We start from the raw sequence: 16,456 nt of genomic DNA, 5'->3' as shown, positions 1-16,456 counted from the left end.
GGGCAATTCCAAGCGATGGCTGGTCTGCACGAATGAGGAGCCGAGCACGCCTGCGATATAGCGGCCCGGCTCCGCTGTCAGTCGGTGCTGGCCCGATATTCCTCCGGGACCATGAAGACGACATCGGCACGGCCGTAGCCGCCGTCCGGCACCTCCTCGATCAACACCATCGTATGGGGACGCGCGGCTTCACCGAAATACTCGGCCAAGAGGTCCATCGTGCGGTGGATAAGCTCTTCCTTCTGCGCGCGTGTAAGCGCCGCTTGAGGGAGTTTGTAATTGGCAAAAGGCATGATTTTCTCCGTCGTGTTCGGGCCTGCGTGGGAGGGAGCGGATAGCGGTGTCGCCGTCGGCAAATCGGAGCCTAGATCACGCCGCCATTGGCGCGGATCACCTGGCCGTTCACCCAGCCGCTGTCGGGCCCTGCAAGGAAGGAAACGACGTCCGCAATATCCTCAGGCCGCCCGAGCCGGCCGAGGGGGTTCATCCGCGCGATCGCTGCGATCTGGTCGTCGCTCTTGCCCCTGGTAAAAAGCTCCGTCTCGACGGGGCCCGGCGCCACCGCATTGACGGTAATGGCCCGCTGTCCGAGCTCCTTGGCGAGAATATGGGTCAGCGCTTCCGTCGCAGCCTTGGTCGCCGCGTAGATGCCGTAGCTCGGCTGATAGAGGCCGACGACGCTCGACGAGAAGCTGATGATCCGGCCGCCATCGCGCAGCCGCCGGGCGCCCTCCCGCATGCCTCTGACGACACCACCGAGATTGATCGCAATCTGACGTTCGAAGGCTTCATCGCTGACGTCGGCGATCGGTGCCAGCTCCATGATGCCGGCGTTGTTCACGAGAATATCGGCCTGTCCAAATGCCTGTTCGGCGGCGTCGAAGAGGCTTTGAAGCCCCTCCGCCGAGGCGACATCCGCCTGCACGGCAAGGGCCTTGCCTCCGGCCCCCTCGATGTCGCCGACAAGACGCTCCGCCGACGCGCGGCTGTGGGCGTAGTTCACGATCACGGCTGCGCCGTCCGAGGCGAGCCTTCGCGCGATCGCCGCGCCGATTCCTTTCGAGGCACCGGTCACGATGGCCACACGCGGCTTGTGGTCGGTCATTGCTGTCTCCTTCGCATTTCATTGTCGCGACGGAGATAAGCTTTCTGTCGGCGGGAATAATCGCCCCTATCTTGCCATCAGAATTCATTTATGGCGAACAATAGGCATGGACCGCTTCGACAGTATGCGCCTCTTCGTCCGCGTGGTGGAGCGTGGAAGCTTCACCGCCGCAGCGGCGGATCTCGAAATTCCGCGCTCGACCGCGACGTCAGCCATCAAGCAGCTCGAGGCCGCGCTCGGAGCACGCCTTCTCGAGCGCAGCACGCGCCACGTTGCGCCGACGCTCGACGGAGAGGATTATTACCGCCGCTGTGTCGCCATTCTCGCCGATATCGAGGAAGCCGAGGGGCTCCTGCGCGATACGAGGCCACGCGGAACGCTCCGCATCGACGCCCATCCAAGGCTCACGCGCACCTTCATCCTGCCACGACTTCCGGAGTTTCTCGCGCGCTATCCGCTGATCGACATTCATCTTGGACAAAGCGACCGACTGGTCGACCTTGTGCGTGAGGGGGTGGATTGCGCCATCCGAGCAGGCGAATTGCCGGACAGCGGCCTGATCGCGCGGCGTCTCGCCACGCTCGACGAGATCACCGTCGCAAGTCCCGGATATCTCGAGCGGCATGGCGTGCCAACTTCCCCCGCTCAGCTCGATGGCCATCTCGTGGTCGGCTTCGTCTCGTCGCGCACCCGCGAAATTCTGCCGCTCGAATTCATGGTCGAAGGCCGGCTCGTTCACAAAACCCTGCCGGCCCGCGTGACCTGCAACAATTCCGATACGATGGCGGAGCTCGCACGCCTCGGCCTCGGTCTGATTCAAGCGCCACGCTATCGCTTCGCCGAGGATCTCGTCACAGGCCGGCTCGTGGAGGTGCTGGCGGAGACACCCCCATCGTCGACGCCGATCTCCGCGCTCTATCCGCACAACCGGCAAATGGCACCGCGCCTGCGCGTCTTTCTCGATTGGGTGAGCGAGGCCTTCGCAAAGATCCAAGTCTGAAACGAGCACGGATCCTGCGACCGACCGCCGAGCGGACGGTTACAACCGGCCTATTTCTTTTCCAGGAGGAGCGTGCCCGTCTTCTTCAGCCGGCCCTGCACCTTGTCGGCGATCGCCGCCAGGAACCAGGGCAGATCGACCTCGATGCGCACCACCTCTTCGAAGACATCGACGCGGCCGGAAATCTTCTGACCCATCGTCGCCGCATCGAAATAGAGCCTCTCGCCCTCCCAGCGTTCCTCGAACTGCAAGACGCGGCCGATCCCCATATCGTCGCGCACACGATCGAAGCCTTTTTCCAAGCGACGTTTGGCCTCTTCGCGGCCGAGCTTATGCGGAATATTGACGGTGACGGGCGTGGACATCTTCTCTCCTCGAAGGAATTTCGCCTGGATGTGGTGGCTCGTGGACTGGAAGACAACTTGGCGTGCGAGCAACCGCCGAAATCGTCACAGCCCGCCCCTCTCGGGCGAGCCTGGAAGAGGATGCGGGGATAGAGGACGGAAGCATGCAGTCTGAAAAGAAGACCGCCATCGTCGTCGGCGCGGGCGTTGTGGGCGTCGCCGCCGCGATCTGGCTGCAACGCCGCGGTCTCGACGTCCTCCTCATCGACCGCGAAGGCCCCGCGGCCGGCGCCTCCTTCGGCAATGCGGGTCTCCTCGCCTCGTCGGCCGTCGTGCCCGTCACGGAGCCCGGCCTGCCCCTCAAAATGCCGGGCATGATCTTGAACCCGGACAAGCCCGTCTTCCTGCGCTGGCCGCATCTGCCGAAGGCCATGCCCTTCTTCCTCCGCACGCTTCGGATGTGCACGCAGCAGAAGACCGAAGAGATTGCAGCGGCCCTGGCCGGGATCATTTCCGACAGCCTGGAGCAGCATCAGGCGCTCGCCGAGGGAACCGGCGCGGAGGATTTCGTCGTGCCGTGCGAATATCTCTACGCCTATAAGAGCCGCGGTGATTTCGAAGCCTCCGCCTTCAGCTTCGAGCTCCGCCGCAAGCATGGTTTCACCTGGCGTGAGCTCGACAACGCCGAACTCCACGGCCGCGAAACACTGCTCGCGCCTGACATCACCTTCGGCGTCGCCTTTCCGAACCACGGCTATATCCGGGATCCCGGCCGTTACGTGGAGGCGCTCGCAGCCTATTTTGTGGCCTCCGGCGGGCGCATCGTCACGGCGGACGTCACCGACATCGTGCGCGAAAACGGTCGCGTCGCGGGCGTGCGCGCCGGTGGCGACATGTTCGCCTGCGATGCTTGCGTGCTGGCGGCCGGCATCTGGTCCGGGCCGCTTGGCAGATCGCTCGGCATGCGTGTGCCGATGGAGAGCGAGCGCGGCTACCACATCGAGATCGAAGCGCCAGACGAGACGCTCAAAGGCCCGGTGATGATCGCCGCCGGCCAGTTCGTCGCGACACCGATGACGGGGCGCATCCGGCTTGCGGGCGTGGTCGAATTCGGCGGGCTCGAGGCACCGCCGGACGAGAAGATCTTCGATTTCATCCGCCGGGTCGGAAAGGCGGCTTTGCCGGATCTCCCCTGGCGCGAGAGCGGGCAGTGGATGGGCCACCGCCCGGCACCGGCCGATTCCATTCCCTTGATCGGCGAGTTTCCGGCCGCGCGCGGCGTCTACGCCGCCTTCGGCCACCACCATCTCGGCCTGACGGGCTCGGCGAAGACCGGGCGTCTCATCGCCGATCTCATCGCCGGCCCCGCACCCAATATCGACCTCACGCCTTACCAGCCCGACCGGCCCTGAGGCGCGCTCACTCGGCGACGGGGTCGTGGCGGAAGTGGAATTCCGTGACCTGGCGATAGGTCTCTCCCGGCCGCAAAACGGCGCTCGGAAAGCCCTCGTGGTTCGGCGCGTCCGGCCAAAGCTGCGGCTCCAGACAAAGCCCGGCATGCGCGCCGTAAGGACGACCTTCGAGGCCCTTCACCGGCAGATCGAGCTTGTATCCGTCATAGAGCTGGATGCCCGGCTCTGTCGTCCACACCTGCATCTCCAGTTCGCCGTTGTCGTTCCAGACGCTGGCGGCATGGCGCGGATCCTCGTGGCGGTGCTCGGCCAGACAGAAATTGGCATCGTAAACCGTCTTCTCCGAACCGCGCCGCTCGGCGATCGTCGCCCGCTTTCTGAAATCGTAGGGCGTCCCCTCGACACCACGCACCTCGCCCGTCGGGATCTCGTTTTCGTTCGCCGGCAGATAGGCTTGGGCCGGGATCATCAGAGCGTGATTCAAAATGTCGTCTGCGCCGGAGAGGTTGAAATAAGAATGGTGCAGAAGGTTCAGAAGCGTCGGCTCGTCGGTGCGGCCGAGATAAGTGATGCGCAGCGTCGCCGGCGGCAAAAGCTCGAAGCGGCAGGTGACCTCGACCGTCCCCGGATAGCCGGATTCCCCGGCGCGCGAGACGAGACCGAGAATGACGCTCGTCTCGTCATGGCTCATGATGCGCCAGGGACGACGTCCAAAACTCGCCTTGCCGCCATGCAGGTGATTGGGCGGATCATTGACGTCGAGCTCGATCTCGCGCCCGTCGAGGGTGAAACGTCCGCCGGCAATGCGGTTGCCGACGCGCCCCGCCGTCGCACCCAGAAAGGCGTTCGTGTTCAGATACCCGTCGAGGTCGCAGAAGCCGAGCACAAGCGGATGCGGCATGTGCAGCAATCTGAGATCGCGCAAGATCGCGCCATAGGTGATGATGTCGGCCGACAATTCGCCCGCGGCGATCGTCACCGCCTCGATGGTCTGCCCCTCTGGCGTCGTTCCGAAAACCCGTCTCGTCCCGGCGGCTTCCATGGCGCGTCTTCTTTCTGCTGGCGTTTCTCCCTCGCCGGCTATGACAGTCCGAAAGCATCGGTTCAAGGTGCCGGGAGGAAGCATCCCTTTCCCGATCCAATCACGTCCTAAAGGCTCGAGGAACGAACGCGCCGCCTAGCGGGGCTCGGGTGCATCCGGTTGCCGCCGACAGAGACGATGCTGCGGCGTCCGTCCGCTCAGGCGGGAATGGCGGACCGGCGTGTCGTCGACGTCAGATGCTCGACGATCGTCAGAAGATCGTTCTCGCCAAACGGCTTGGACAGATGATCGACCTCGCCGAAATCGCTGCGCACGTCGTCCAATTCGTCACCGGAGCAGATGCAATAGGGGATGCGGCGGGCGCTCAGCCGCGCGGCGACCGAGGTGCTCAGCCTGTGCTCCACATTCGCGTCGAGGATGGCGACATCGATCGTCTCGGTGTCGGCGAGGCGCATGGCGTCGTCGAGCGAGGCGGCGGGACCGACGACTTCGTGGCCCGCATCTTCCAACAAGAGCTTCATCGTACCGGCGATCATCGCCTCATCGTCGAGCACGAGAACGCGCAGTTTCCGCGCGCCTGCCTGCACGCCCAGCATCCTGGGCCTCCCTTATCGATTATCCGGCCATCCTCCGATGAGACAACCGGTGCTTGAGAGGCATGGTACTCGAACAACGCCGCCCGCGACAATATTTTCGCGATCCCGGGGAAATGCAGCAAACGCCGCTTTCACCGGCCGCGAATTTATAATCACACCAAAGTGAAGTCCTGCCAGAGGTCGGAAAACGCAAAGGCAGAGCTCACTTCGCTGCGGCAAAACTCGATAAAACTCGCCAAAATTCGATGGCCGGACCTCGCTCTAGAACGGCCTAGAGACCGGCTGTCATTGTTTGCTGGCGTATTTTTCGACGAGCGACTTCGCATCTTCCACGAGCGCCTTGCCGTCGAAACCTCTCTGCGTCATGTCCGCGATCCACGACGTCTCCACGTCCTTCGCCTTGGTCTTCCACCGCTCGGTCTCGGCCTCGTCGAGGACGACGATTTCGTTGCCGGCCGCTTCCGCCGCCTTGCGGCCCGGAGCGTCGGCAGCGTCCATGACGCGCCCGGCCCAGGCGGCCACCTCGCGTCCGGAATTGTCGTCGATCACCTTCTTCAAATCGTCCGGCAGGGCCTCATAGGCCGCCTTGTTCATAAGGAAGACGCAGGTCGCGGTATAGAGTGCGTGGTCGCCCGCAAAGGTCGTATGGCTGTCGACGAGCTCGGCGATTTTGAGGGGTCCCGTGACCTCCCAGGGGAGCGCCGCGCCGTCCAAAACGCCACGAGAAAGTGCCTCCGGCACCACCGGAACCGGCATGCCGACCGGAACGGAACCCAGCGTTTCCAAAAGCTTGGTGACCATGCGTGTCGACCCACGCAGCTTCAGCCCCTGCATGTCCTCCAGCTTGTGCACGCCCTTCCCCTTGAGATGCAGGAGGCCCGGGCTGTGCACGTGCACGGTGATGACCTTGAAGTCCTTGTACTCGTCCTGAAGGTGCTTCTCGTAGAAATCGTAGAAGGCGCGGGACGTCGTCTCACCGTCGACCGGAAGGAAGGGAAGCTCGAAGGCCTCCGTCTTCGGAAAGCGGCCGGGCGTGTAGCCCGAGAGCGTCCAGATGATGTCGACGACACCGTCGCGCGCCTGGTCGATCAAGGCGGGAGGTTTGCCGCCGAGCTGCATCGACGGATAAAGCTCAAAGGCGATCCTGCCATCCGACTCCTTCGTCACCTTGTCCGCCCACGGCTTGATGAAATCGGCCGGGATCGAGGCCTGCGCCGGCAAGAACTGATGGATCTTGAGGGTGACCTCCTGCGCCGCGGCGGATGCCGAAAACCCCAGCGCCACAGCAAGCCCCAAACACACAGCGCGAAGCATGTCGTCCTCCCGTTTTCTTCTTTCCTTCCAGCGACGCCGGACGGGGCCGAAAGGATCGCATCGCGCCCTGAATGGCAACCGGATTTGGCCGCTGAAAACAGGGTAACGCCGAAAAACTGAATTAAAACGAGGTCCGCCAATTGGGGCGGGATAAAGCGCGCCACAACTCCTTGTTGAAATTCTGGCCGTTTTTTGGCATAAGGGAATCGATCTTTGGTTGGTAGCGTCGATCTATTCGATCCCTCCTCCCGTCGATCTGTTCCGAGCCCCTTGCCGCCAGATCCCCCCTGGCGGCATTTTTTTGGCCGATGTCTGGCTGCAGCCGGAAAGCAGATTTCGGACAATCCAGCCTCCCCACACCATCGCTCAGACATCCGAAGCTCTTTGCGCAGAAGGCAACGCCCGGTGGAGTGTCGCCCGACCCGCGCCGCCGGTTTGCCAATCTCGGCCGCCCCGAAATCGCGCTTGTATCAGCCGTCCGTTCGATTATATCGCGCCCGAGCATGTATCGAACGAGAATAGGTCGCGCGTGAACGTCAGAACTTTGTGCCTGGCAATTCTCTTCGCCGGGGAAGCCACAGGCTACGAAATCAAGAAGCTCTCCACCGAGGGCGAATACGCCTATTTCGTCGATGCGAGCTTCGGCTCGATCTACCCCGCTCTCGACCGGCTGGAGCGCGAAGGCTTCGTCACCTGCCGCAAAGAGGATGAGCCAGGGAAACCGTCACGAAAGGTCTATGCCATTACGGATGCAGGGCGGGCCCACTTCGTCGACAGCCTCTTCGACCTTCCTGCGCCCGACGTCTTTCGTTCGGAGTTTCTCCTCGTCGTCATGCACGCCGACATTCTCCCAAAGCCTGTCATGCGCCGCGCAATCGACAATCGCATCGAGCAGATCGAAGCCGACATCGCGAAATTGCGGCAGATCGCGCAAGGCAATCACAGCGGCGGCCCGCAATGGGCGATCGATTACGGCCTAGACTGCATGGAACACGCCCTCGCCTATCTGCATGCCCATCGCGATCAGCTTGAAAACTGTTCCGATCTCGGCACGGCGTCCGATCCCTCGCAGCCCAGCACCTCGCGGCATGCCGCGCGCATCGCGGCGGAGTAGATAAATGCGCATCCGCTTCTCCTACGTCCTCGCCACCGCGCTCGCCGTCGGCATCTCGGTCTACATGCTGAGCGGCACGATCATCGTCGGCGGTGAACCCAAAGATCCGCCCGACAGCATCGCCGAGAGGGAAAAGGCCGGTGCTTCCGAACTCGTCAAAGTCCAGGTGGAACGGCACGTCGCCCAGGAGCGCACGTCGCGCCTCGAAATTCGCGGGCGCACATCCGCCGACCACCTCGTCGAGGTGAAAGCCCAGACCGGCGGCATCGTCGAAGAGCGCCCCATCGAGAAGGGCAAGAGCGTCAAGCCGGGCGACCTTCTCTGCGTCATCGAGCGAGGGGCCAGACGCGCCCAGCTCGCCCAGGCGCGCGCGCAACTGGAACAGGCGAAGGTCGATCTCGAAGCGCAGGAGGCTCTGGCCGGCAAAGGCTATACGGCGAAAAACCAGATTCCGGCCCTCAAGGCCTCCGTCGATGCCGCCCAGGCGCGCGTCGAAGAGGCCGAACTGGAGCTGCAACGCACGGAAGTGCGCGCCCCGATCGGCGGTGTCATCCAGGACCCGATCGCCAATGTCGGCGATGTCGTGGCCCTCGGCGGCACCTGCGCCACCATCATAGATGCCGACCCGATGAAGGTCATCGGCCAGGTCGCCGAGCAGGAGATCGGCCATGTGAAGGTCGGGCAGAGGGCCGACATCACGCTCATTTCCGGAGAAACCCGCGAAGGCAAGGTCAGCTACATTGCACCGTCAGCCGACGAGGAGACGCGCACCTTCCGCATCGAGATGACGATGGCCAATGCCGATCGTTCGGTCCGTGACGGGCTGACGGCGCGTGCCTCGATTCCGCTCGGCGAAGGCCGGGCACAGCTCCTGTCGCCGTCTTATCTCACCTTGAACGATGCCGGCGAAGTCGGCGTCCGCACCGTCGACGCCGACAGTGTCGTGCATTTTCTGCCGGTGGAAATCATCGCGCCGGCGGATGAAGGCGTCTGGGTGAGCGGCCTTCCCGACGAGGTCGACATCATCACGGTCGGCCAGGAATACGTCGTCGGCGGGCAGAAGGTGGAGGCGATGGGGCCGAAGAGTGCGGCCATGAAACCCTCCACATCCGACACGGCGAGTGCCGCAGGGGCCCTTCGATGATCTCTCTTCTCGAGGGCATCCTGAGGCGGCCGCGCACCGTCATCACCTTGATGCTCGTGTCGCTTCTTGCCGGCATCGCCGCCTATCAGGCGGTGCCGAAGGATGCCAATCCCGACATCGACATCCCGGTCTTCTATGTGTCCGTCGTGCAGCAGGGCGTCTCGCCGGAGGATGCCGAACGGCTTCTGGTGCGCCCGCTCGAAAAGCAATTGCGCGGCCTCGACGGCCTCAAAGAGCTGACGGCCATCGCCTCCGAAGGCCATGCCGCCGTCGTTCTCGAATTCAACGTCGATTTCGACAAGGACAGGGCGCTCGCCGATATTCGCGCCAAGGTCGATCAGGCGCAGGCGGATCTGCCCTCCGAGGCCGAAGAGCCTCTCATCGTCGAGACCAATTTCGCGCTCGTTCCCACGATCACCGTGGCGATCTCCGGCAACGTGCCGGAGCGAACGCTCGTCAAACTCGCCGAAAAGCTGCAAGACGAGATCGAGAGCATCTCGACGGTTCTGCGCGCCGACATCAACGGCAACCGCGAGGAAGTGCTCGAGGTCGTCATCGACATGGCGAAGCTGCAATCCTACGACATCACGCAGGAAGAGCTTCTCAACGCGCTCAGCGCCAACAACCAGCTGATCCCGGCGGGCTTCCTCGATACGGGCCGTGGCCGCTTCTCCGTCAAAGTGCCGGGACTGATCGAATCGGCGGCCGACGTCTATTCGCTGCCGATCAAGCAGAAGGACGAAGGCGTCGTCACGCTGGGCGACGTCGCCACGATCAAGCGCACCTTCAAGGACGCCACCAATTTCACCCGCGTCGACGGCGAGCCGGCTATCGCCATCAACGTCGTCAAACGTCTCGGCACCAACGTCATCGAGAACAACGACAGCGTCCGAGAGGTCGTCGCCGCGGCGACCAAAGACTGGCCCAAGAGCGTCCAGATCCACTACCTGCTCGACCAGTCGAGCTTCATCTACGAGGTGCTGGGCTCGCTGCAATCGTCCATCATGACGGCGATCCTTCTCGTCATGATCGTGGTGCTGGCGACCCTCGGCCTCCGCTCCGCTCTCCTCGTCGGCCTCGCCATCCCGACCTCCTTCATGATCGGCTTTCTGATCGTCGGCCTCGTCGGCATGACGGTGAACATGATGGTGATGTTCGGCCTCGTCCTCACCGTCGGCATGCTCGTCGACGGGGCGATCATCATCGTCGAATACGCCGACCGGAAGATCGAAGAGGGCATGGACAAGCAGGAGGCCTATATCCGGGCCGCCAAGCTCATGTTCTGGCCGATCGTCTCGTCGACCGCGACGACGCTCGCAGCCTTCCTGCCGATGCTTCTGTGGCCCGGCGTCTCCGGCGAATTCATGAGCTATCTGCCGATCATGGTGATCATCGTGCTGTCCGCCTCGCTGGTGACGGCGATGATTTTCATGCCGGCGACCGGCGGCTTCGTGGCAGGCGTCGCCGATTGGATGGCGCCACGCGCCGCGGGCCTGCTCGCCGCCACTGCGGGCCTTGCCGCCGCCGTCATCACCCTTCTCCTCATATCGCAGCCGCTCGCAGCCGCTCTGTCCGGCATGCCACAGATGGCCGTGACGGCGCTCGGTCTTCTGTTCGCGCTCGTCCTCGGTGGTTTCGTCTTCTGGGCTTCGCGCGGCCTTGCCCGCCGCATCGTGCGCTTTCGCCGCGCGCACTCTCATCCCAGCACCGCGGCTCACCTTTCCGCCGAAGCCGATCTCGATCCGGAGAAAGTCCCGGGTTTCACGGGCGCCTATGTGCGCTTCCTGCACGGGCTCACGGGCTCGCTCGTCGGCAATGTCGCCGTCATCCTCGTCATGGCCGGGCTGATCGTTTCGATCTTCGTCGGCTTTGCGCGCCACAACCAGGGCGTGGAGTTCTTTGTCGACGAGGAGCCGGACGTCACGACCGTTCTCGTCTCCGGGCGCGGCAATCTTTCCGCCAACGAGGCGCTCGCGCTCGTCTCGCAGGTCGAGGCCGTCGTGCTCGATCTGCCGGGCGTGGAAAGCGTCGTCACCAACGCCTATCCGAACGGTGGCGGCGGCGGCGAGAGCCTCGACGGAGTGAGCGACAAGCCGGAGGACCTCATCGGGGAGCTCAATCTTGAACTTCTCGATTTCTCAGAGCGCCGCCCCTGGCAGGAAATGGAGGCAGAGCTGCGCCGGCGCACCGCGTCGATCCCGGGCATCAAGGTCGAACCGCGGCGCATTGAAGGCGGCCCGCCGACCGGCAAGGACATCAATCTCCAAATCACCGCTCCGAATTACGACCAGGTGCTCGCCACAACGAGGCACGTGCGCGCTGAATTCGACCAGTTTCCGGGTCTCCTCGACGTGGAGGACGACACGCCGCTTCCCGGCATCGAGTGGGAATTGACGATCGACCGTGAAGAGGCCGGCCGTTTCAACGCCGGCATCGCCTCCGTCGGATCGATGATCCAGCTCGTCACCAACGGCGTTCTCATCGGCAAGTACCGTCCCGACGACGCCGACGACGAGCTCGATATCCGCGTGCGCCTGCCGGAGGATCAGCGCTCACTCGACCGCCTCGACCAGCTGCGCCTCAGAACGACGAACGGCCAGGTGCCGATCGCCAATTTCGTCACCCGGGAAGCAAAGCCGAAAGTCTCCTCCATCACCCGCAAGGACGGGCTTTACGCCATGAGCGTGAAGGCCGCGGTCGACAAGACGGACGGCGCCACGGTCGACGGCAAGGTCGGAGAGATCCAGGCCTGGCTCGACAAGCAATCCTGGCCGGACGGGGTGCATTTCCGCTTCCGCGGCGCCGACGAGGATCAGGCGGAGGCCGAGGCCTTTCTCGGCAAGGCGTTTGCCGCTTCGCTGTTTCTGATGGCGCTCATCCTCATCACCCAGTTCAACTCGTTCTGGCAGACGGGCATCACGCTCCTGACCATCATCCTCGCGGCAGCGGGTGCCCTTATCGGCATGGTCATCACCGGGCAGAAGCTCTCCGTCATCATGACGGGAACGGGCATCATGGCGCTTGCCGGCATCGTGGTGAACAACGCCATCGTCCTGATCGACACCTACAACCGCATGCGCTCAGAAGGGGTCGAGCCGCAGGAAGCCATCCTGAAGACGGCAGCGCAGCGCCTGAGGCCGATCCTGCTCACCACGATCACCACGATCGCCGGCCTCATACCGATGGCGACGCAGGTGAATTTCGACTTCTTCAACCGCATCGTCGCGGTCGGCTCGATCACCTCGGTGTGGTGGGTGCAATTGTCGACGGCCGTCATCTCCGGCCTCGCCTTCTCCACCGTGCTCACCTTGATCCTGGTGCCGGTGCTGCTTGCGCTGCCGATCAATCTCGCCCGCTTGTTCAAAAGGAATGAGGCGGAGGCGACGGGATCACCCGCGGCGCAGGAAGAGCTTCCCCTCGCCCCGGCGCGGCCAAGGCGCAAGCGCAAGCCCGGAGACACGGGCAGCTATTCTCTCCCCGATGCGGCAGAATGAGAGATGAACAACGGATAGAGACGGCAAGGATTTTGCGAGGGACCCGGGCGACGGTCCGCAAAAACGCTGAAGAGGCGGGCTGGAACAGACCGCCTCGCAGGAGATCGCTCGCCGTCGATCTCACGGGCGACTTCTTTAGTCTTTCGGGCTTTGTCCCTCGCCCGCTGCCGGCCGTTCAGCACCCCCGACAGACCCGTTCTCGCCGTGATGGCCGCTGAAGGCGCGGCGGCGCTGCTCGAAGCGCTTCCAGGCGAAGGGCAGATGCGCGAGATAGAGGATCGCGCCGATCGCCAGAACGGACCACGTGTAGCTCACCAGGAGGGCGATCACGAAGACGCTGACGACGAGAACCGGGAGGACGGATTCACGCGGGATCGCCGTGCCGATCTTTTTGCCGGACAGCGTCGGGAGGCGGCTCACCATCAAAAGCCCGATCGCCACCGTGTAGATGGCCACCAGAATGGCTGCGCCGTCCGGAACCGGCAGCCCAATCTTCCACAAGGTGAGAGGCAGGAGCACCGTGACGGCACCGGCTGGCGCCGGAACGCCCACAAAAAACTCGGAATGCCAGGCGGGCGGCTGCTCTCCAACGAGCGCCGCGTTGAAGCGCGCCAGACGCAGCGCCCCGCAAATGGCGAAGATGAGTGCGGCGATCCAACCGAGCGAGCCGAGCTCGTCCATACGCCAGGAATAGAGAATGATGGCCGGGGCGACGCCGAAATTGACGAAATCGGCGAGCGAATCGAGCTGCGAGCCGAAATCCGATTGCGAGCGCAAAAGCCGCGCCACGCGGCCGTCCACCCCATCGAGAATGGCGGCCAGGATGATGGCGCCGATGGCCAGCTCAAACCGGCCTTCGACGCCCATCCTGATCGCCGTCAACCCCGCGCAAAGCGCGAGGAGCGTGACAATGCTGGGCAACATGACCCGGAACGGGACCGGGCGCGCCCTCAACCGGCGCCTTCGCCTTCTACGACGGGCGGGGTCGACCGGCAGGAATAACCTCATACCGCCGGCGGCGTCGTTGTGCCGACACCCGGTTCGACCGGGGCGCGGGCAATCGCTGTGCCGAGGCGCGCAATCACCGTTTCACCGGCGATGGCCCGCTGACCCGGCTTGCAGACGACTTCTGCACCGGCCGGCAGGTACACATCGAGGCGCGAGCCGAAGCGGATCATGCCAATGCGGTCACCCGCCTTGAGCACCACGCCTTCGTTCGTCCAGCAGACGATGCGCCGGGCGATAAGGCCCGCGATCTGCACCACACCGACATCCTGGCCACCGGCATCGACGAGAAGCGAGTTGCGCTCGTTCTCTTCGCTCGACTTGTTGAGGTCGGCGTTGACGAATTTTCCGGGCTTGTAGGCGATGCGCGTGATCTTGCCGGAAACCGGCGTGCGGTTCACATGGCAATCGAAGATCGACAGGAACACCGATACCCGCGTCATCGGAACCGTGCCCATTTCGAGCTCGGCCGGCGGGACGGCCTGCGTCACCGGCTCGATACGGCCATCGGCGGGGGACAGGACGAGGCCCTCCCCGTCGGGCGGCACGCGCTCGGGATCGCGGAAGAAGATCACCAGCCAGATCGTCAGGCCGAGAAAGGCCCAGAACAGGAAGCTCGAGATCAGGCCGGCAACGATCGCGATGACAAGCGCGCTGCCAATAAACGGATAGCCCGCCGAATTCACGGCCGGGATCGACTTCTTGATAGTCCGCCAAATTTCCATGGCCACCCCCTTACGTCATTCGGGCCGGATGGTTAAGCCCGCATTGCAAGCTGTCCATGCGGTCGTGTGTAGCGGTGGCCGATTGTCCACACCTCACAGGCTCTCGGCCTCTGGATCGGTACGCAGGCTGGGAAGATAGTCCTCTTCCGAGACACCGCTCTCGCGCAGGCGCTCCGCCGCCTCGTCGGCCTCGCGCTGGCGCGCCCACATATCGGCATAGACGCCGCCGCGCTCCATGAGCTCGATATGGGTGCCGCGCTCCACCACTTCGCCCGCCTGCAGCACCAAAATCTGATCGGCCGAGACGACGGTCGACAGGCGGTGCGCGATGACCAAAGTCGTGCGGTTCTGCGAAACGCGGTCGAGCGCCGTCTGGATATCCTGCTCGGTTGCCGTGTCGAGTGCCGAGGTCGCCTCGTCCAGAATGAGGATCGGCGGTCCTTTCAGGATGGTGCGGGCAATCGCCACACGCTGTTTTTCACCGCCCGAAAGCTTCAGCCCGCGCTCGCCGACCGGCGTGTCGTATCCTTCGGGCAGGCTCTCGATGAAGCCGGCAATCTGCGCCATGCGCGCAGCGTCCTTCACCTCGTCGCGGGTGGCGTCGTAACGCCCGTAGCGGATGTTGTAGCCGATCGTGTCGTTGAAGAGGACCGTGTCCTGCGGAACCATGCCGATCGCGGCGCGCACGCTGTCCTGCTCGACGTCGCGCAGATCCTGCCCGTCGATCGTGATGCGGCCGCCGGTGACATCGTAGAAACGAAAGAGAAGCCGCGAGATCGTCGATTTGCCGGCGCCCGATGGCCCGACGATCGCGAGCGTGCCGCCCGCCGGGACTTCGAAGCTGACATTCTTCAGGATCGGGCGTTCCGGGTCGTAGGCGAAAGACACGTGTTCGAAGGCGATCGCGCCCTCCTCCACACCAAGAGCCGGCGCGTCCTTCTTGTCACGGATCTCCGGATCGACGTCGAGCAGCTGGAACATCGCTTCGATGTCGACGAGACCCTGCTTGATCTCACGGTAGACGAAACCGATGAAGTTGAGCGGCACGGAAAGCTGCATCAACAGCGCGTTGATCATGACGAAGTCGCCGACCGTCTGCGTGCCCGCCATGACGGCGCGCGCCGACAGGATCATGGAAACCGCCATGCCGATCGAAAAGATCACCGTTTGACCGAAATTGAGCCAGGCGAGCGACGTCCAGGTCTTGGTCGCGGCCATTTCGTAACGGCTCATGGCGCCGTCGAAACGCTCCGTCTCCATGGCTTCGTTGCCGAAATATTTGACGGTCTCGAAGTTGAGAAGCGAATCGATCGCCTTGGAATTGGCGTCGGTGTCGGAATCGTTCATCTCGCGGCGAATGGAGATGCGCCAGTCGCTCGCCCGCACCGTGAAGACCACATAGGCCCACAGCGTCACGGCGATGATCACCACATAGACCCAGGAGAAATTGTACCAGATCACCGCGGCCGTCAGCGCGAACTCGATCACCGTCGGCACAGAATTCAGGATCGTGAAGCGCACGATCGTCTCGATGCCCTTGGTGCCGCGCTCGATCACCCGTGACAGGCCGCCGGTGCGACGCGCCAGATGGAAGCGCAGCGAGAGCTGATGCAGATGCCGGAAGGTCTTCCAGGCGAGCTGACGGACGGCATGCTGGCCGACACGCGCAAACAAGGCATCGCGCATCTGGTTGAAGGCGACCGTCAGGATACGACCGAAATTGTAGGCGACGACGAGCATCACTGGCGCCACCAGAAAGGCCGGCAGATAGGCGGGCCCACCGCCTTCGCCGGCCAGCGCATCCGTCACCCATTTGAAGGCATAGGGCACGAGGACGGTGATGACCTTGGCCGCGAGCAGCGCCAGCACGGCCCACAGCACCCGCTTCTTCAGATCGGGGCGGTCGGCCGGCCACATATAGGGCCAGAGATTGCGCAGGGTGTGAAAGGTATGGCCGCGCGCAGCCGAAATGCGCGGCTGGCCGGCAGGCGTATTGGCGTCGGACATCTTGTGATCGGGTTGGGCCGCTGCCGATTGGCGGGCGGCGTTCGTTCTGAGGACGGCTCATATAGGCCGGATCATGCAGAGGTCCAACCAGGGGCGCGTCTTTGGCAGCGATTGCTCAGCTACGCGCGCGCAGTGCGCCGACCTCGTCCTTCCC

General features: G+C 63.7%; 14 protein-coding genes. 5 read left to right on the top strand and 9 right to left on the bottom strand.

The genetic code is table 11. The features are described from left to right. Window positions 1–77 precede the first annotated feature (77 nt). Together L0F51_RS19125 and L0F51_RS19120 are read right to left on the bottom strand one after the other, a co-directional pair. On the bottom strand, window positions 78–293 hold the full coding sequence (locus L0F51_RS19125; protein WP_234630743.1) for a 4-oxalocrotonate tautomerase family protein: 216 nt from the start codon (window positions 291–293) through the stop codon (window positions 78–80). A gap of 71 nt (window positions 294–364) precedes the next feature. Beyond that, window positions 365–1,105, bottom strand: a complete 741-nt coding sequence (locus tag L0F51_RS19120) for an SDR family oxidoreductase (RefSeq protein WP_234630742.1) — start codon at window positions 1,103–1,105, stop codon at window positions 365–367. A gap of 106 nt (window positions 1,106–1,211) precedes the next feature. Between L0F51_RS19120 and L0F51_RS19115 the strand changes: the two genes are divergently transcribed. Next, window positions 1,212–2,105: a LysR family transcriptional regulator gene (locus L0F51_RS19115; RefSeq protein ID WP_234630741.1), complete on the top strand. Its 894-nt coding sequence runs from the start codon at window positions 1,212–1,214 to the stop codon at window positions 2,103–2,105. Between the two features lie 50 nt (window positions 2,106–2,155). On the opposite strand, the gene L0F51_RS19110 is transcribed toward L0F51_RS19115, so the two are convergent. After that, complete coding sequence (locus tag L0F51_RS19110) at window positions 2,156–2,470, bottom strand: polyhydroxyalkanoic acid system family protein (RefSeq protein ID WP_092809856.1); 315 nt, start codon at window positions 2,468–2,470, stop codon at window positions 2,156–2,158. Window positions 2,471–2,613: 143 nt separating this feature from the next. Here L0F51_RS19110 and L0F51_RS19105 point away from each other — a divergent pair, with 143 nt between their 5' ends. Further along, the gene (locus L0F51_RS19105; protein ID WP_234630740.1) at window positions 2,614–3,861 is read left to right on the top strand and encodes an FAD-binding oxidoreductase; all 1,248 of its coding nucleotides are present in this window, start codon (window positions 2,614–2,616) and stop codon (window positions 3,859–3,861) included. Between the two features lie 7 nt (window positions 3,862–3,868). Here L0F51_RS19105 and L0F51_RS19100 read toward each other — a convergent pair whose 3' ends face one another. The 3 genes from L0F51_RS19100 to L0F51_RS19090 form a co-directional block, all read right to left on the bottom strand. Continuing rightward, entirely contained in the window at window positions 3,869–4,903 is a 1,035-nt protein-coding gene (locus tag L0F51_RS19100) for an aldose epimerase family protein (RefSeq protein WP_234630739.1), read from the bottom strand. A 197-nt stretch (window positions 4,904–5,100) separates the two neighbouring features. Further along, on the bottom strand, window positions 5,101–5,499 hold the full coding sequence (locus L0F51_RS19095) for a response regulator (RefSeq protein ID WP_234630738.1): 399 nt from the start codon (window positions 5,497–5,499) through the stop codon (window positions 5,101–5,103). 285 nt (window positions 5,500–5,784) lie between these two features. Next, a complete protein-coding gene (locus L0F51_RS19090; protein WP_234630737.1) occupies window positions 5,785–6,813 on the bottom strand; it encodes a TRAP transporter substrate-binding protein in 1,029 nt (342 codons plus the stop codon). Window positions 6,814–7,342: 529 nt separating this feature from the next. Here L0F51_RS19090 and L0F51_RS19085 point away from each other — a divergent pair. Genes L0F51_RS19085 through L0F51_RS19075 form a run of 3 tightly spaced genes read left to right on the top strand, consistent with a single transcriptional unit; the run spans window position 7,343 to window position 12,565 of the window. Beyond that, window positions 7,343–7,927: a PadR family transcriptional regulator gene (locus L0F51_RS19085; RefSeq protein ID WP_234630736.1), complete on the top strand. Its 585-nt coding sequence runs from the start codon at window positions 7,343–7,345 to the stop codon at window positions 7,925–7,927. Window positions 7,928–7,931: 4 nt separating this feature from the next. Further along, a complete protein-coding gene (locus L0F51_RS19080) occupies window positions 7,932–9,071 on the top strand; it encodes an efflux RND transporter periplasmic adaptor subunit (protein ID WP_234630735.1) in 1,140 nt (379 codons plus the stop codon). Further along, complete coding sequence (locus L0F51_RS19075) at window positions 9,068–12,565, top strand: efflux RND transporter permease subunit (RefSeq protein WP_234630734.1); 3,498 nt, start codon at window positions 9,068–9,070, stop codon at window positions 12,563–12,565. The genes L0F51_RS19080 and L0F51_RS19075 overlap by 4 nt, the downstream gene beginning before the upstream one ends. A gap of 135 nt (window positions 12,566–12,700) precedes the next feature. On the opposite strand, the gene pssA is transcribed toward L0F51_RS19075, so the two are convergent. The 3 genes from pssA to L0F51_RS19060 all read right to left on the bottom strand — a co-directional run bounded on the left by pssA (window position 12,701) and on the right by L0F51_RS19060 (window position 16,302). Next, window positions 12,701–13,489 carry a CDP-diacylglycerol--serine O-phosphatidyltransferase gene (gene pssA, locus L0F51_RS19070; RefSeq protein WP_234630733.1) on the bottom strand — a complete coding sequence of 263 codons (789 nt, stop codon included), beginning with the start codon at window positions 13,487–13,489 and terminating at the stop codon, window positions 12,701–12,703. Between the two features lie 80 nt (window positions 13,490–13,569). Then, window positions 13,570–14,295 carry a phosphatidylserine decarboxylase gene (locus L0F51_RS19065; protein ID WP_234630732.1) on the bottom strand — a complete coding sequence of 242 codons (726 nt, stop codon included), beginning with the start codon at window positions 14,293–14,295 and terminating at the stop codon, window positions 13,570–13,572. A 93-nt stretch (window positions 14,296–14,388) separates the two neighbouring features. Then, on the bottom strand, window positions 14,389–16,302 hold the full coding sequence (locus L0F51_RS19060) for an ABC transporter ATP-binding protein/permease (protein WP_234630731.1): 1,914 nt from the start codon (window positions 16,300–16,302) through the stop codon (window positions 14,389–14,391). Between the last annotated feature and the right edge of the window lie 154 nt (window positions 16,303–16,456).

This window comes from Afifella sp. H1R (genome assembly GCF_021462425.1).
Lineage (GTDB): Bacteria > Pseudomonadota > Alphaproteobacteria > Rhizobiales > Afifellaceae > Afifella > Afifella aestuarii.
This window is presented reverse-complemented; position numbering and strand designations above follow the sequence as displayed.

Coding starts and splice junctions, on each gene's coding strand:
- L0F51_RS19065 (WP_234630732.1), bottom strand. CDS start 14,295: ATGGAAATTTGGCGGACTATCAAGAAGTCGATCCCGGCCGTGAATTCG.
- L0F51_RS19060 (WP_234630731.1), bottom strand. CDS start 16,302: ATGTCCGACGCCAATACGCCTGCCGGCCAGCCGCGCATTTCGGCTGCG.
- L0F51_RS19080 (WP_234630735.1), top strand. CDS start 7,932: ATGCGCATCCGCTTCTCCTACGTCCTCGCCACCGCGCTCGCCGTCGGC.
- L0F51_RS19110 (WP_092809856.1), bottom strand. CDS start 2,470: ATGTCCACGCCCGTCACCGTCAATATTCCGCATAAGCTCGGCCGCGAA.
- pssA (WP_234630733.1), bottom strand. CDS start 13,489: ATGTTGCCCAGCATTGTCACGCTCCTCGCGCTTTGCGCGGGGTTGACG.
- L0F51_RS19075 (WP_234630734.1), top strand. CDS start 9,068: ATGATCTCTCTTCTCGAGGGCATCCTGAGGCGGCCGCGCACCGTCATC.
- L0F51_RS19100 (WP_234630739.1), bottom strand. CDS start 4,903: ATGGAAGCCGCCGGGACGAGACGGGTTTTCGGAACGACGCCAGAGGGG.
- L0F51_RS19125 (WP_234630743.1), bottom strand. CDS start 293: ATGCCTTTTGCCAATTACAAACTCCCTCAAGCGGCGCTTACACGCGCG.
- L0F51_RS19105 (WP_234630740.1), top strand. CDS start 2,614: ATGCAGTCTGAAAAGAAGACCGCCATCGTCGTCGGCGCGGGCGTTGTG.
- L0F51_RS19090 (WP_234630737.1), bottom strand. CDS start 6,813: ATGCTTCGCGCTGTGTGTTTGGGGCTTGCTGTGGCGCTGGGGTTTTCG.
- L0F51_RS19115 (WP_234630741.1), top strand. CDS start 1,212: ATGGACCGCTTCGACAGTATGCGCCTCTTCGTCCGCGTGGTGGAGCGT.
- L0F51_RS19120 (WP_234630742.1), bottom strand. CDS start 1,105: ATGACCGACCACAAGCCGCGTGTGGCCATCGTGACCGGTGCCTCGAAA.
- L0F51_RS19095 (WP_234630738.1), bottom strand. CDS start 5,499: ATGCTGGGCGTGCAGGCAGGCGCGCGGAAACTGCGCGTTCTCGTGCTC.